At 69.0% G+C, this 14372-nt stretch carries 10 protein-coding genes; 7 read left to right on the forward strand and 3 right to left on the reverse strand.

Going from position 1 to position 14372, the window contains the following annotated elements; translation table 11 throughout:
* Positions 1-5: 5 nt before the first annotated feature.
* The 3 genes from NU688_RS27875 to NU688_RS27885 all read right to left on the reverse strand — a co-directional run bounded on the left by NU688_RS27875 (position 6) and on the right by NU688_RS27885 (position 3623).
* Positions 6-665, reverse strand: a complete 660-nt coding sequence (locus NU688_RS27875) for a hypothetical protein (protein WP_257864086.1) — start codon at positions 663-665, stop codon at positions 6-8.
* Positions 665-1276, reverse strand: coding sequence for a hypothetical protein (locus NU688_RS27880; RefSeq protein ID WP_257864087.1), 612 nt, complete (start codon positions 1274-1276; stop codon positions 665-667). Before NU688_RS27880 ends, NU688_RS27875 begins: the two co-directional genes overlap by 1 nt.
* A 64-nt stretch (positions 1277-1340) precedes the next feature.
* Entirely contained in the window at positions 1341-3623 is a 2283-nt protein-coding gene (locus tag NU688_RS27885) for an SdrD B-like domain-containing protein (RefSeq protein WP_257864088.1), read from the reverse strand.
* Positions 3624-3904: 281 nt separating this feature from the next.
* On the opposite strand from NU688_RS27885, the gene htpG reads away from it, so the two are divergent.
* From htpG to NU688_RS27920, 7 genes are all read left to right on the forward strand, one after another.
* The gene (gene htpG, locus NU688_RS27890) at positions 3905-5941 is read left to right on the forward strand and encodes a molecular chaperone HtpG (RefSeq protein WP_257864089.1); all 2037 of its coding nucleotides are present in this window, start codon (positions 3905-3907) and stop codon (positions 5939-5941) included.
* Entirely contained in the window at positions 5938-6552 is a 615-nt protein-coding gene (locus tag NU688_RS27895) for a hypothetical protein (RefSeq protein WP_257864090.1), read from the forward strand. The genes htpG and NU688_RS27895 overlap by 4 nt, the downstream gene beginning before the upstream one ends.
* Positions 6553-6604: 52 nt before the next feature.
* A complete protein-coding gene (locus NU688_RS27900) occupies positions 6605-7954 on the forward strand; it encodes an SWIM zinc finger family protein (protein ID WP_257864091.1) in 1350 nt (449 codons plus the stop codon).
* A gap of 55 nt (positions 7955-8009) precedes the next feature.
* Positions 8010-9569, forward strand: a complete 1560-nt coding sequence (locus NU688_RS27905; protein ID WP_257864092.1) for a DUF5691 domain-containing protein — start codon at positions 8010-8012, stop codon at positions 9567-9569.
* A complete protein-coding gene (locus tag NU688_RS27910; protein ID WP_257864093.1) occupies positions 9566-10645 on the forward strand; it encodes an AAA family ATPase in 1080 nt (359 codons plus the stop codon). The genes NU688_RS27905 and NU688_RS27910 overlap by 4 nt, the downstream gene beginning before the upstream one ends.
* A gap of 26 nt (positions 10646-10671) precedes the next feature.
* Positions 10672-13005 carry a DUF5682 family protein gene (locus tag NU688_RS27915; protein WP_257864094.1) on the forward strand — a complete coding sequence of 778 codons (2334 nt, stop codon included), beginning with the start codon at positions 10672-10674 and terminating at the stop codon, positions 13003-13005.
* Positions 13006-13156: 151 nt separating this feature from the next.
* Complete coding sequence (locus NU688_RS27920) at positions 13157-14368, forward strand: VWA domain-containing protein (protein WP_257864095.1); 1212 nt, start codon at positions 13157-13159, stop codon at positions 14366-14368.
* Positions 14369-14372: the final 4 nt, after the last annotated feature.

Consider the following 14372-nt stretch of genomic DNA (forward strand, 5'->3'; position numbering starts at 1 on the left):
GCGCCTCACTCCATGGACGCCGTGAAGCGCACGGTGCCCTTGTAGTTGCCGGCCGGGTAGACGACGTCGTTGTCGTAGCTGAACTGCAGTCGCGTCGCGTTCATCGCGTTCGACTGGTAGGTGTAGCCCAGGCAGAAGATGAGCCAGAACGAGCAGAAGGTTGCGTTGGCGTTGAAGCTCGCGATCTGCTGGTTGTTGGTGTCGTTGAAGCGGCCGCTCTGGATGTCGCCCGAGGCGGCGTTGCCGTTGTTGCTGGCGACCCAGGTGATCTGGCTGAAGGGAATGGTGGTGCCGGTGCAACTGCCCGACTGGCAGGGCAGGCCCGCCAGCGAGTCGACCTTGAGCGTCACCGGCCGTGCCGTGGCCGAAGAAGTCGTCGGACGGATCGGTGTGACCGAGACGTCGATGGTTTGCGAGCCCGTCACCGCCGTGGGCGTGAGGCCCGCGTTGTTGCCGGTCACGCTGAAGGCCACGGTGTCGACGCCGCTGAGGGAGCCGACCCGCAGCGAAATGGCGTAGACGCCACCGTTGTCCGACACCGTCGTGATGACCGCGCCCGCGGGCATGGCGGCACCCGCCGCCAGCACCACGGCTGCGAGCAGGCCGCGCCACCGGCCCCGTGCCTTGCGGCCGGGTCCGTCGACGTGCGCTGCTCGCAAATGCATCAGATGCCCTGTGCGGTGTAGGTGATGGTGTTGGTGTACGTGTTGGCGCGCCAGTTGGCCGGCGTGCCGCTCAGAGCGTACGTCCAGGTGCCCGTGGCCACCACGTTGGAGGTGAATGCGGTCGAGGCGCAGGCGCCCAGGTTCGCGCCCGGATGGGGCAGCGTGCCGGTGGTCGCCACGGTGAAGTCGGCATTGGCCGGACCGCCGGTGAGGATGTTCCATGCACCCATGGCGCAGTTGATGGTGCCCGTGCCGGCATTGGTCCAGGCGTACACGGTGAGTGCGGCGGCCGTCGTGGCGGTGGTCACGGTCGGGGCTGCGCCACTCCAGTCCACGAAGGTGTTGGCTGCCGTGGCCAGGGGCGCCGTGGGAACGCCGGGGATGCTCAGTGTCGAGGTCCAGGCTATCGTGTCTTGCGTGGTGTTGGTCCCGCCCACGCGCAGCAGGATGAGCTTGGGCACGACCACACTCAGGTTGACCTTGGCCTGCGCCGTGATGGTGCCGGTGCCCGAGCCGTACTGGCTTTCGGCCATGGCGGCGCCGCCGGCGAAGAGGGAGAGGGCTGCCACGGAAATGGCGAGCATGCGATGGGCGATGGAACTGCGGATCATGAAATTGCCTTGGTTGAGAAAGATGAAAGGAGACACACAAAGAAAGACCGGGAAGACACGTCGCTCATTCGCCCACCTTGACCACGGGGATCTCGGCGGTGGCCTGGCCACGCAAGGGAACATTGACGCTCACGCCGCTGTCGCCAGCCGCACCCCAGGGGAGCGGCACGCTGTCGAGGGTGAGCGTCAGTTGATGGCGACCGGTCGTCACCAACGGGAATTCGAAACGGCCGTCGCGGTCGGTCGTGGTGCGGTAGCGGCCGTCCAGCTGCACCTCGACGTTGGCGACGCCGCCTTCGCCGGACTGCTGCGCGCCGTCGCGGTTGGCGTCGAAGAACACGCGCCCGGCCACGCTGCCGCCACCCGCTCCGTTGCTGCGCATGCCGGCGGTCTGGAAGGCGGCGCCCGCGCTGCCCTCCCAGCGCAGGTAGATATAGGCGGTCTTGTCGTTGCTGCGATAGAGCTGCGGGCCCGAGATCGACGTGGGCACCACGGCGGCACGCGCCTGGTTGAAGTTGGCCGCGAAGCCGACGCGCCAGCCCTTGGCGAGTTCCTTCTCGGCCGTGAGCGAGCCCGAGAGGCCACGGCTGGTGTACAGGCCGCCGCTTTGCGAGGTGTAGCGCAGGTTGCCGGCGATGTTGAAGCCGCTGTCCAGCCAATAGCGGAACTGCACGCCCGCCGTGGGGTAGTCGCGCGCCACGCCGCCGCTCTTGTCGTGCGCGTAGCCCAGGGTGGTGGTGAGCTCGGGGCGCATGTTCTCGTAGCGGCCGCCGATCCAGTCCTGCTCCCACTGCAGTTCCTGGCCGGTGGCGGCCTGGTCGCCGAGCACGATCAGTTCGTTGCGCCGCACCGTGAGGCTCAGGCGGCTGCGCGGCAGATCGAAGAAACGCGTTTGATAGAAGGCGTTGCCGTAGAGGCTGCGCGAGTCGGCACTGCTGTTGCTGCTGGCCGATGCTTGCTGGGCCTTTTCATAGCGCGTCTGGTAGACGCTCACGCTGCCGCCGGCCGATGTGTTGCGGTCGAACAGGTACTGGAAATTGCCGTTCCCGCCGGTGCGGCTGTAGCCCGAGAGATTGAAGTTGGCGTCGGGCTGCGCGCGCTCGTAGTCGAGCCCGCCGCCCCAGCTCATGCGGTTCGTGTTGCGGTCCACGCGCCAGTAGGCGCCGCGCGTGCCGGTGGCCACGGCGTAGTCGCCGAAGTAGAGGTTCGGCTTTGCCGTGTAGGCGCCGAATTCGTGGCGATAGAGGCCGGTGCGCGCGCTTGCCTCGACGAAGAGCCCCTGCGAATCGCCGGTGGCCACGCCCGGCGTCTGCGAACTGATGCGGCTGCCCAGCAGCGTGGCGCGGACCTTGAAGTCGCCGCTCTGCGTCACCTCGCGGCCGTAGCCCAGCGACGTGGCCCAGCTCATGACGCTCTTCGATCCGAAGCCCTGGGCGGTGAGCGGGTCGATGTAATACGCGGGGATGTCGCGCGCCTGGTCCACCTGCGCGGCGGCGAACCACTTGTCGCCCAGGCGCTGCGTGAGGCCGAGCCAGCCGAGCGTGCCCTGGTTCTTCTCGAAGCCGGGATACGGGCCGCCGGTCAGGGCGCCACGTTCGCCGAAGCCGGCGCGCAGGTCGGTGCTGTTGTTGAAGATGCGCGTCGATGCGCCGCGCACCGTGGTGCTGCCGAGCGAAAGGCGGTAGTTGCGGCCGAGCCCTTCGGTCAGCTCGCTGTAGATGTCGCCCACCGCGCTGTCGGCGAAAGTCTCCGTGGTGATCGGAAAGCCGAGGTTGCGCAGCGTGATGCGGCCGCTGCTCGCGTCCCGCGCGTAGCCGAGCGATCCGATGCTGCTGCCGCTGGCCAGGCTGTTTCCGCTCAGGTGGCGGCCGTCGGCCTGCAGCACGAACTCCCCGTAGTTGAGCGTCTCGCGGCGGTATTCGAGGCGCTGGCCGAACTCGGTCGCGCGCTGCCGGCCGTAGCCGGAGGTCTTCGAATCGCCAAAACCGATGCGGCTCTCGACCAGCCAGGCGCGAAAGCCCTGCGGCTGTTCTGCCTCTTGGGCGGCGTCGTCGGCGGATGCGGCGCCGGCTTCCGGCGCGCTCATGAAGTTGTCCTGGTAGGCCTTGGGGGCGGCCTCGATGAGCGCCTTCAGGCGCGCCTGCTCGGCCTGGGCGCGGTCCATCGACTGGATGCGGGCATCAGCCGCTGTGGGTTGCACGGCTGTTGCCTTCCCCGAGCCGGTCTGCGCCAGCGCTTGCGAGAGGCAGGAGAGCGCCGCAAGGCAGCCGACGCCCAGCCGCGCGACGACGAGGCGCCACGGCATTCCGGCCGGGCCGGCGGCAATCGACAGTGCCACGCTCGTCATCAAACAACATCTCCGTTCCTTTGGGCAGTGCGGCCCCGGTTGCAATCACAGGGTGCGGAGAGTAGTTCACAACTGTTAATTAAAGTAACTTGTATCAACTGAAAGTATTAATTCTGGTACTCGATGCCAAATTGTTCCGGTCCGAATGTGAAAAGCTGCCCCGTTTACGAACCCAATCGTTGTTTTTGGAACACCGCGCCTCAGTTGAAGAAGTTCGCGCTGCGCCGTCTTTCGGTCACCGCGCCGACTTAGAATTTTTTCGATCTCGACATTTCTCCCTCATGGCTGACTCCTCCAATACCAAACTCCCCTTCCAGGCCGAAGTCGCGCAACTGCTGCACCTCGTCACGCATGCGCTCTACTCCAACAAGGAAATCTTCCTGCGCGAGCTGATCTCGAACGCGTCCGACGCGTGCGACAAGCTGCGTTTCGAGGCGCTCGACCACCCCGAGTTCTACGAGGACCAGCCCGACCTCGACGTGCGCCTGACCTTCGACAAGGCCGCGCACACCCTCACCATCACCGACAAGGGCATCGGCCTGTCGCGCCAGGAGGCCATCGACAACCTCGGCACGATCGCCAAGAGCGGCACCAAGGACTTCATGAGCAAGCTGAGCGGCGACCAGAAGGCCGACGCCCAGCTCATCGGCCAGTTCGGCGTGGGCTTCTATTCGGGCTTCATCGTGGCCGACAAGATCAGCGTCGAATCGCGCCGCGCCGGTTTGCCGGCCGACCAGGGCGTGCGCTGGGTCAGCGGCGGCGCCGGCGACTTCGAGGTGGCCGACATCACGCGTGCCGAGCGCGGCACCAGCATCACGCTGCACCTGCGCGACGATGCCGACGAGTACCTCAACGCCTGGAAGCTGAAGCAGATCGTCGGCAAGTACTCCGACCACATCTCGCTCCCGATCCTCATGGAGAAGGAAGAGTGGAAGGAAGGCGAGAACGACCAGCCCGGCGACATGGTGAAGACCGGCGAGTGGGAAACGGTCAACAAGGCCAACGCCCTTTGGAGCCGTCCCAAGAAGGACATCACGCCCGAGCAGTACGAGGAGTTCTACAAGAGCATCAGCCACGACTACGAGGCGCCGCTCGCCTGGAGCCACAACCGCGTGGAAGGCAGCACCGAGTACACGCAGCTGCTCTACATCCCCGCCAAGGCGCCGTTCGACCTGTGGAACCGCGACAAGGGCGCGGGCGTGAAGCTCTACGTCAAGCGCGTCTTCATCATGGACGACGCCGAGGCGCTGCTGCCCAGCTACCTGCGCTTCGTGAAGGGCGTGATCGACTCGGCCGACCTGCCGCTGAACGTGAGCCGCGAGCTGCTGCAGGAAAGCCGCGACGTCAAGGCCATCCGCGAGGGCAGCACCAAGCGCGTGCTCTCCATGCTGGAAGACCTGGCGAAGAAGCAGAAGACCGCGCCCGAGAGCGGCGAGGGCAAGATCGACGTGGGTTCGGGCGAATCGGTGCCCGCACCCGAGCCGACCGAATCGGTGACCGATGTGGTCGACAAGAACGCGCCCACCGCCGCAGAAGCTGCTGCGGCAGCCGCCGACGAATCCGGCAAGTACGCGAAGTTCTACGCCGAGTTCGGCGCGGTACTCAAGGAGGGCCTGGGCGAGGACATGGGCAACCGCGACCGCATCGCCAAGCTGCTGCGCTTCGCCTCGAGCACCACCGACGCCGTGACCGTGAGCCTGGCCGACTACAAGGCGCGCATGAAGGACGGCCAGGACGCGATCTACTACATCACGGCCGACACCCTGGCCGGTGCCAAGAACAGCCCGCAGCTCGAGGTCTTCAAGAAGAAGGGCATCGAAGTGCTGCTCATGACCGACCGCGTGGACGAGTGGTCGCTCAACTACCTCACCGAGTTCGACGGCACGCCGCTGCAGAGCGTGGCCAAGGGCGCGGTCGACCTGGGCAAGCTGCAGGACGAGGCCGAGAAGAAGGCCGCCGAGGAAGCCGCCGAATCCTTCAAGCCGCTGCTCGAGCGCCTGAAGGAAGCCCTCAAGGACAAGGCCGACGACGTGCGCGTGACCACCCGCCTGGTCGATTCGCCCGCCTGCCTCGTGGTGCAGGACGGCGGCATGAGCACGCAGCTCGCGCGCATGTTGAAGCAAGCCGGCCAGCCCGCGCCCGACCTGAAGCCGGTGCTCGAAGTCAACGCCGAGCACGCGCTCGTGAAGAAGCTCGAGAGCTCCGAGCACTTCGACGACCTCGCCAACATCCTCTTCGACCAGGCGCTGCTCGCCGAAGGGGGCCTGCCGGCCGACCCCGCCGCCTACGTGAGGCGCGTCAACGCGCTCCTGGTGTGACGGCCTGGCCGCGCACCCTTCGTGCAGCAGTCGTCGTTCCGGCGGCGCTGCTGACGATGCTCCTGGTGAGCGGCTGTTCGCACTATCACATCGGTATTCCGCTGGTGCCCGGGCTCTCTCTGGGGCTCGGCGCCAGCAAGGACGGCAATTTCTCCGTCGGGCTCAACACCGGCTGGGGCCCGCTCGGCGCGGGTGTGTCGGTCAACAACACCGGCGTGGTGGCTGGCAATGCGGGCGTGGGTGTCGGCGTCGGCATCGGGCCGATCGGCGCCGGCGTCGGCGTCGGCGTGGGCAAGAGCGTGGTGCTGCACGATCCCAATGCGGGGAAGGCCGGGTACGCGCCCGCGGGCGGTGCCGCGCCGGTCACCACGGCGGCGGTGGGCGCCACGGTGCCGATTTCCGGCACGTCCGGCGTCACCGGCGTGGCGCCCGTGGCGATGATTCCGCCGGCCGCGCCGGTCACGGTCACCAAGGGCGGCGTGACCCGGCCGGTCGCCGCCTCCGCGCCGCAGCAGCAAGCGCCTGCGGTGCGCGTTTCCTACAGCACACCGGCCCCTGCCGCCGTTCCGGCCGGCAGCCTCGGCACGCCGGGCAATCCCGTCGCGCCCTGATGGTCGCGTCCTTCCATTCATCCGCGCCGCGGACCGGCGCGAGGGTGCCCCGATGACTCTCAGCACAGAAGCCGTCCTGGCGCTCGCGCCCGACGATGCGTCGGCCAAGGCCGCCAAGGGCCTCCTCGCACCGGCCAAATGGCCCACGCTCGGGTATTCCGACGAGGCCGTCTGGGGCGAATGCCAGGGCAGCGGCAGCAAGCCGTACCAGACGCAGGTCGATCTCACCGGCCCGGTGTTCCGCTGCTCGTGCCCGAGCCGCAAATTCCCCTGCAAGCATGGCCTCGCGCTGATGCTGCTGCGCGCGCAGAGCGACGCCAGCTTCACCGCCGCCGCGCCGCCGCCGTGGGTGGCCGAGTGGATCGCCTCGCGCCGCGACAAGGCCGAGAAGAAAGAAGCGCGTGCCGCCGAACCCGCGGCCGCTCCCGACCCTGCGGCGGCCGCCAAGCGCGACGCGCAGCGCTGGAAGCGCATCGAAACCGGCGCGCAGGAGCTCGCGCGCTGGCTCGACGACCAGACGCAGCGGGGCCTGGCCTCGCTCGGCAGCGAGCAACAGCAGGCCTGGGGCTCGATGGCCGCGCGCATGGTCGATGCGCAGGCGCCCGGCCTGGGCCAGCGCATCACGCAGGCGGCCGAGCTCATCGGCGCCGGCGAAGGCTGGCCGGCACGGCTGCTCGACCGGCTGGGCCGTCTTCAACTGATCGTCGACGCGGTGCCGCGCCGCGACACGCTTTCGCCCGCCACGCTGGCCGACCTGCGCATCGCGCTCGGCTGGCCGCAGGACCGCGAGGGCCTGCTCGCGGACGGCGAACGCATCAGCGATCACTGGCTCGTGCTAGGCCAGTGCACCGACGAGCGCGACGCGAAGCTGGTCGAGCGCCATGTGTGGCTGCAGGGCCGCACGAGCGGGCGGCGTGCGCTGCTGCTCGACTACTCGCATGGCGGTCGTGGTTTCGAAACCGGCTGGATCAGCGGCAGCGAGCGTGCCGCAGTGCTGTGCTTCTACCCGGGCCACGCGTCGCAGCGCGCGCTGGTGGCCGAGCTGCTGACGGATGCGCCTGCATCGACGGCACCCGCAACCGATACGCCCGACGAATGGCAACGCATGGCGCAACAGATTGCCGCCAATCCGTGGCAGCCGCTGCTGCCGATGGTGTGGGCCGAAGCAATCCCCGCACGTCATGGCGACCAATGGTGGCTGCGCCTCGATGCCGCGCCGCAGGCCTTGCCGATGCAACTGGCGACGCAGGAGGCCTGGCAGTTGCTCGCGCACTCGGGCGGCGCGCCGCTGCGCGTTTTCGGCGAATGGGACGGCGAGCAGTTCGCGCCGCTCACCGCTTGGGCTTCGAACGCTGCTGTCGGAAGCGCGCCGGTCTGGACCTTGGCTGGAGTGCGTACATGAGCCGCCGGGCCGCTCCCAAGGCGAATACCGCAGCGCGAAGCGCGGAGGTCATCGAATGAGTCACTGGAACACGCTGCTGCAGAGCGCACTGGTCGGCACAGGCCGCCAACCCGTGCCGGCGGCCGAAGGCATGGCGGGCGAATTCGGTGGATTGCTGCAAGCGATTCAGGCCGGTGACGCGCAAGGCCAGCTTCTGCGCGTCGCGGGCGCAGTCGCCATCGGCCGCCGCGCCGGCTTCGTGGCGCCAGGCCTCTCGCCTTCCGATGCACCGGTTGCCGCTGCGGACGAGCGCCCCGTGCTGAACGAACCCGCGCTGCAAGCCGCCATCGCCGATGCGCTTGCGAATGGCCCGCTGCGCTTGCAGCACGAAGGCCTCGCCGCGGTGACCGCCGCGGGCCTGCGCCTGCCCCACAACCTTCTGCCCACCGCGCTCGACGCCGGCCGCCGCGCCATCGATCTGCGGCCCGGCGTGATCCCCGCGCTCGGCGAGCGCGGCCTCTGGCTCGCCGCGCGCAATGACGACTGGCGCTACGCCGTCGGCGCCAGCGAGCAGGCCGATGCGCAGACGCGATGGGACGAAGGCAGCCTCGAGCAACGCCGCGCGGTGCTCGTCGAACAACGTCGCAGCGACCCCACCGCCGCGCGCGATCGCCTCGCCGCGGAGCTGCCGCAACTCCCCGCCAAGGAACGCGCCGCGCTGCTCGGCGCGCTGGCCGAGAACATCGGCCCCGACGACGAAGCCCTGATCGACGCCCAGCTCAAGGACCGTGCGCGCGACGTGCGCCAGGCTGCGGTCGAGCTGCTGCAGCGCCTGCCCGCCAGCGCCCATGCGCAGCGCATCGAAGCCTTCCTCGCGCCGCTGCTGTCGCAGGTGGGCGGTGCGTGGCAGATGAACACCCCCGAGGCCGTCGACCCGCGCTGGAAGGACGACGCCATCGATCCCGTGCGCCCCACCCACGACAACCTCGGCGAGCGCGCCTGGTGGCTCTACCAGCTCGTGCGGCAAGCGCCGTTGTCATGGTGGACCACGCACACCGGCATGACGCCTGCCGCGCTGCTCGGCTGGGCCGAGAAAAGCGACTGGAAAGACGCCCTGTTCCGCGGCTGGAATGAGGCCATCCTCGCCGTGTCCGATGTCGACTGGGGCGACGCGATGCTCGACCACCACCACACCCAATACAGCCAGCGCGCCTGGGTCGGCCAGTTGCTGGCGCTGCTGCCCCGCGAACGGCGCGAGCGCCACTGGTTGATCGAACTCGGCCTGGCGGGCAGCGGCGTGCAGAACGTGATCGCCTTCGCCGACCAGGCCTGTGCACCCGGCGAAACGCCATCGGCCGAACTCTCGCTCCAGCTTGCGGCCGCGCTGCGCGCTCGCGTCGAGCGCGGCGATCTCGTCAACGACTACGTGCTGCGCCAGGTGCTCGGCAACGCGGCCGCGCTGCTGCATGCCGATGCGCTGCACCTTTTGGCCGACCTGCCGCGCGCCGCAGAGGAAAGCCCCGGCCTCGCGAGCGCATTGAGCGACGCCGCGCGCATCGTGCGTGCGCGCCAGCTGTTTTCGACCCTTCGTCTTTCGTCCACTTCTTCTTCTTCTTCTTCTCAAGGCCGTCCATGAGCAATGTCCTGCGCCAGCATGCCGAACATCAATTCGCCGAAGAACTCGATGCGCTCCAGAAGGTCGACGACCGCCAGCGCCCGGGCAACTGGAAACTCTCGCCCTGGGCGGTGCTCACCTACCTGATGGGCGGCAAGCTGGCCAACGGCTTCGAGGTCAGCCCCAAGTACATCGGCAATTCGCGCCTGATGGAGATCGCGGTTTCCACGCTCGCCACCGACCGCGCGCTGCTGCTCTACGGCGTGCCGGGCACCGCCAAGTCGTGGGTGTCGGAGCACTTGGCCGCGGCCGTGAGCGGCGACTCGACCATGCTGATCCAGGGCACCGCCGGCACCAGCGAAGAGCAACTTCGCTATGGCTGGAACTACGCCGAGTTGCTGGCCCATGGCCCGTCGGAGAAGGCGCTGGTGCCAAGCCCGCTGGTGCACGCGATGCGCCTCGGCAAGATCGCGCGAGTCGAAGAACTCACCCGCATCCCGGCGGACGTGCAGGACACGCTGATCACCGTCCTTTCGGAAAAGACGCTGCCCATTCCCGAGCTCGGCAGCGAGGTGCAGGCCGTGCGCGGCTTCTCGGTGATCGCCACCGCGAACAACCGCGACAAGGGTGTGAACGAACTCTCCAGCGCGCTCAAGCGCCGCTTCAACACGGTGGTGCTGCCGGTGCCCGCGAGCGAGGCCGAGGAAGTGCAGATCGTGGTCAAGCGCGTGTCCGAGCTGGGCCGCGCGCTCGCGCTGCCGGCCGAGCCGCCCGCGCTGCAGGAAGTGCGCCGCGTGGTGCAGATCTTTCGCGAGCTGCGCAATGGGCAGACCGAAGACGGCAAGACGCGCATCAAGTCGCCCAGCTCCACGCTCTCAACGGCCGAGGCCATCTCCGTCATCAACAGCGGCATGGCGCTGGCCGGCCATTTCGGCGACGGCGTGCTGCGCTCGGCTGATGTGGCCTCGGGTCTCATCGGTGCCGTCATCAAGGACCCGGTGCAGGACCACGTGGTGTGGAAGGAATACCTGGAGACCGTGGTGAAGGAGCGCACCGACTGGAAGGACCTGTACCGCGCCTGCCGCGAACAGCTCTGAGCCCCGCGCCACCCCTGCGACAGCACATGGCTTCACCGCTGCACTACTTCGGCATCCGCCATCACGGCCCCGGCTGCGCGCGCAGCCTGCTGCGCGCCTTCGAGTCGCTGCAGCCCGACTGCATCCTGGTCGAGGGTCCGCCCGAGGCCGAGGGCCTGCTCTCCTTCATGGCGCATGCCGACCTGCGCCCGCCGGTCGCGATGCTGGTGCATGCGAATGACGACACGCGCCTGGCCGCCTTCTATCCCCTCGCCGAGTTCTCGCCCGAGTGGCAGGCGCTGCAGTGGGGCATGAAGCACGCACTGCCCACGCGCTTCATCGATCTGCCGCAGGCGCACCGCATGGCCATCGAACAGGCGGCGCGCGCGGCCGACGAGGCCAAGGCTGAAGCGCCTGCCGAAACGGCGCTCGACGATGACGAGACCGACGAGGTGCCGGTCACCGAAACGGTCCAAGGACCTGAACAAGAACAGACAGCCAACGCACTGCCCGACGACCCCTTCGACTGGCTCGCCCACGCCGCCGGCTATGCCGACGGCGAGAGCTGGTGGAACCACATGGTCGAGGAGCGCGGCGACGGGGAGGACCTGTTCGGCGCCATCGCCGAAGCGATGACCGCTGTGCGCGCCGAAACCCCCGAAGACCGCCGCGGACAGCGTGCGATGGAACGGGAGCAGCTGCGCGAGGCCTTCATGCGGCAATCGATCCGCGAAGCCGTCAAGGCCGGCCACCAGCGCATCGCCGTCGTCTGCGGCGCGTGGCATGTGCCGGCGCTGCAGGGCGCGGTCACCGCCAAGGCCGATGCGGCATTGCTCAAGGGCCTGCCCAAGCTCAAGGTGCTCGCGACCTGGGTGCCGTGGACCTATCGGCACCTCACGAGCGCGAGCGGCTACGGCGCGGGCATCGATTCGCCCGGCTGGTACGAACACCTGTGGCAACAGGGCCAGCAGGTCGCGGGCCGCACGACCGGCTGGCTCGCGCGCGTGGCGCGGCTGCTGCGGGAACACGACCTCGATTGCTCCTCCGCCCATCTGATCGAAGCCACGCGCCTGGCCGAAACACTGGCCGCGCTGCGCGAGCGCCCCGCGCCCGGTCTGCCCGAACTCGACGAGGCCGTGCGCAGCGTGATCTGCATGGGCGAGCAGGCACCGCTCACGCTGATCCACCAGCGGCTCACCGTCGGCGACCGCATGGGCCAGGTGCCCGCCGAAGTGCCGACCGTGCCGCTGCAGCGCGACATCGAGCAGGCGCAAAAGAGCCTGCGCCTGAAGCCCGAGGCGACCGCGAAGACGCTCGACCTCGACCTGCGCCAGCCCAACGACCTCGCGCGCAGCCACCTGCTGCACCGCCTGCGGCTGCTCGACCTGCCGTGGGGCGAAATCACCGCGGGCCAGCGCGCGAGCCGCGGCACTTTTCACGAGGTGTGGCAACTGCAATGGCAGCCCGAGTTCGCGCTGCGCATCATCGAAGCCAGCCGTTTCGGCGCGACCGTGGCGCATGCCGCGAGCGCGCGCGTGATGGAAGAACTGGCGACGGAAACCTCGCTCACCGCGCTCGCCGAGCAGGTCGACATCGTGCTGCTGGCCGACCTGCCGGTCGCCGTGCAGGCCGTGACCCGCGCGCTAGAAGACCGCGCTGCGCTCACCGGCGACGCGGTGCAGCTCATCGGCGCGGTGCCGCCGCTGGCCAACGTGTTCCGCTACGGCAGCGTGCGCCAGACCGACAGCGCGCTGCTCTCCCACGTGCTCGACAGCCTGATCGTGCGCGGCGCCATCGGCCTGCCGATCGCCTGCGGCGCGCTCGATGCCGAAGCCGCCGAGGCGCTGCGCACCCGGCTCATCGCCACGCACGACGCGGTGCGCCTGCGCGATGGCGAAGAAACCACCGCCGCCTGGCGTGCCGCGCTGCGTTCCATCGCCTTCGGCGAGACCGGCGCGCCGTTGCTGCGTGGCGTGAGCTGCCGGCTGCTGCTGGACGATGCGCAGCTCGAAGGCGACACCGCCGCGCAGCAGCTCGGCCGCAACCTCTCGGCCGGCGCACCGCCGACCGAGGCCGCCGCGTGGCTCGAAGGTTTTCTCAACCGCAACGCGATGGTGCTGCTGCACGACGAGGCCGTCTGGTCGCTGGTCGACCGCTGGCTCTCGGGGCTCGGCGAAGAGCACTTCGTGCAGGTGCTGCCGCTGGTGCGCCGCAGCTTCGCGGACTTTTCAGGTTCGGACCGGCGCGCGCTTGGCGAGCGTGCAAAACGCGGCGCGGTCGGCGGCACCTTGCCGGCCGCCGTCGCCGCCACCGACTGGGACGAAACACGCGCGGTGCTCGCGCTGCCGCTGCTGCGGGAACTGCTGGGAGTGAAAGCATGAACGTTCGCTCTTGCTCCCTCTCCCCCTGGGGAGAGGGTTGGGGTGAGGGCATGGGCCTTCGCATCTGCACCGCCTTCGCTGTCGTCGCTGGCCCTCACCCCCGCCCTCTCCCTAAGGGGAGAGGGAGCAACACGAGCACAGAGGCGACTCAATGAGCGCGAATCTTCAAGACCCCGCCGAAGACAAGACACTGCCGCCCACCGACCGTCTGCAGCGCTGGCGCCTCGTGCTCGGCAGCGAAGCCAACGCCAGCTGCGGCGCCGTCGAAGGCCGCGTGCGCGAGATCGACCAAGCGCTCGCCGCGCTCTACGAAGCCGACGGCCGGCGCGGCCTCGGCCAGGGCGGCCAGCGCGGCGGCCGGGGCGATTCCGCGCCCAGCGTGGCGCGCTGGCTCGGCGACATCCGCAAGTACTTTCCGAGCCAGGTGGTGCAGGTGATGCAGCGCGACGCGATGGAGCGCCTGAACCTGCGCCAGATGCTGCTGCAGCCCGAGATGCTGGAGAACGCGCAGCCCGACGTGCACCTGGTCGCCAATCTCGTGGCGCTCTCCAGCGTGATTCCCGCCGGCACCAAGGACACCGCGCGCGCCGTGGTGCGCAAGGTGGTCGATGAGCTCATGAAGAAGCTCGAGGAGCCGATGCGCAGCGCCGTGAGCGGCGCGCTCAACCGCAGCCAGCGCAATCGCCGGCCGCGCCATTCGGAGATCGACTGGAACCGCACCATCCGCGCCAACCTGCGCCACTGGCAGCCCGAATACCGCACCGTGGTGCCGCAGACGCTGGTCGGCTACGGGCGCAAGGCGCGCCAGCCGCAGCGCGAGGTGATTTTGTGCATCGACCAGAGCGGCTCGATGGCCGCCTCGGTCGTCTACTCGAGCATCTTCGGCGCGGTGATGGCGAGCCTGCCCGCGGTGGCGACCAAGCTCGTGGTGTTCGACACCGCCGTGGTCGACATGACCGAGCAGCTGCAGGACCCGGTGGACCTGCTGTTCGGCGTGCAGCTGGGCGGCGGCACCGACATCAACGGCGCGGTCGGCTACTGCCAGAGCCTGGTGCGCGAGCCACGGAACACCATCCTCATCCTGATCTCCGACCTGTACGAAGGCGGCGTGGAAGACAACCTGCTGCGCCGCGCCAACGAGCTGGTCGAGGCCGGCGTGCAGTTCATTGCGCTGCTCGCGCTGAGCGACGAGGGCGCACCCGCCTACGACCGCGACCTGGCCTCCAAGTTGGCGGCACTTGGCGTGCCGTCGTTCGCCTGCACGCCCGATGCGTTTCCGGGCCTGATGGCCGCGGCGATCAAGCGCGAAGACGTCGCAAGTTGGGCCGCAGGCCAAGGCCTGAAAACCAGCCGCGCGGCGTGAGGTG

Source organism: Variovorax sp. ZS18.2.2 (assembly GCF_024701975.1).
In the GTDB taxonomy this organism is placed as follows: Bacteria; Pseudomonadota; Gammaproteobacteria; order Burkholderiales; family Burkholderiaceae_C; genus Variovorax.

Excerpts from the sequence above, each read along its gene's own strand:
- NU688_RS27880 (WP_257864087.1), bottom strand. The coding sequence starts at position 1,276 with ATGATCCGCAGTTCCATCGCCCATCGCATGCTCGCCATTTCCGTGGCA.
- NU688_RS27920 (WP_257864095.1), top strand. The coding sequence starts at position 13,157 with ATGAGCGCGAATCTTCAAGACCCCGCCGAAGACAAGACACTGCCGCCC.
- NU688_RS27885 (WP_257864088.1), bottom strand. The coding sequence starts at position 3,623 with ATGACGAGCGTGGCACTGTCGATTGCCGCCGGCCCGGCCGGAATGCCG.
- NU688_RS27875 (WP_257864086.1), bottom strand. The coding sequence starts at position 665 with ATGCATTTGCGAGCAGCGCACGTCGACGGACCCGGCCGCAAGGCACGG.
- NU688_RS27915 (WP_257864094.1), top strand. The coding sequence starts at position 10,672 with ATGGCTTCACCGCTGCACTACTTCGGCATCCGCCATCACGGCCCCGGC.
- NU688_RS27910 (WP_257864093.1), top strand. The coding sequence starts at position 9,566 with ATGAGCAATGTCCTGCGCCAGCATGCCGAACATCAATTCGCCGAAGAA.
- NU688_RS27905 (WP_257864092.1), top strand. The coding sequence starts at position 8,010 with ATGAGTCACTGGAACACGCTGCTGCAGAGCGCACTGGTCGGCACAGGC.
- htpG (WP_257864089.1), top strand. The coding sequence starts at position 3,905 with ATGGCTGACTCCTCCAATACCAAACTCCCCTTCCAGGCCGAAGTCGCG.
- NU688_RS27900 (WP_257864091.1), top strand. The coding sequence starts at position 6,605 with ATGACTCTCAGCACAGAAGCCGTCCTGGCGCTCGCGCCCGACGATGCG.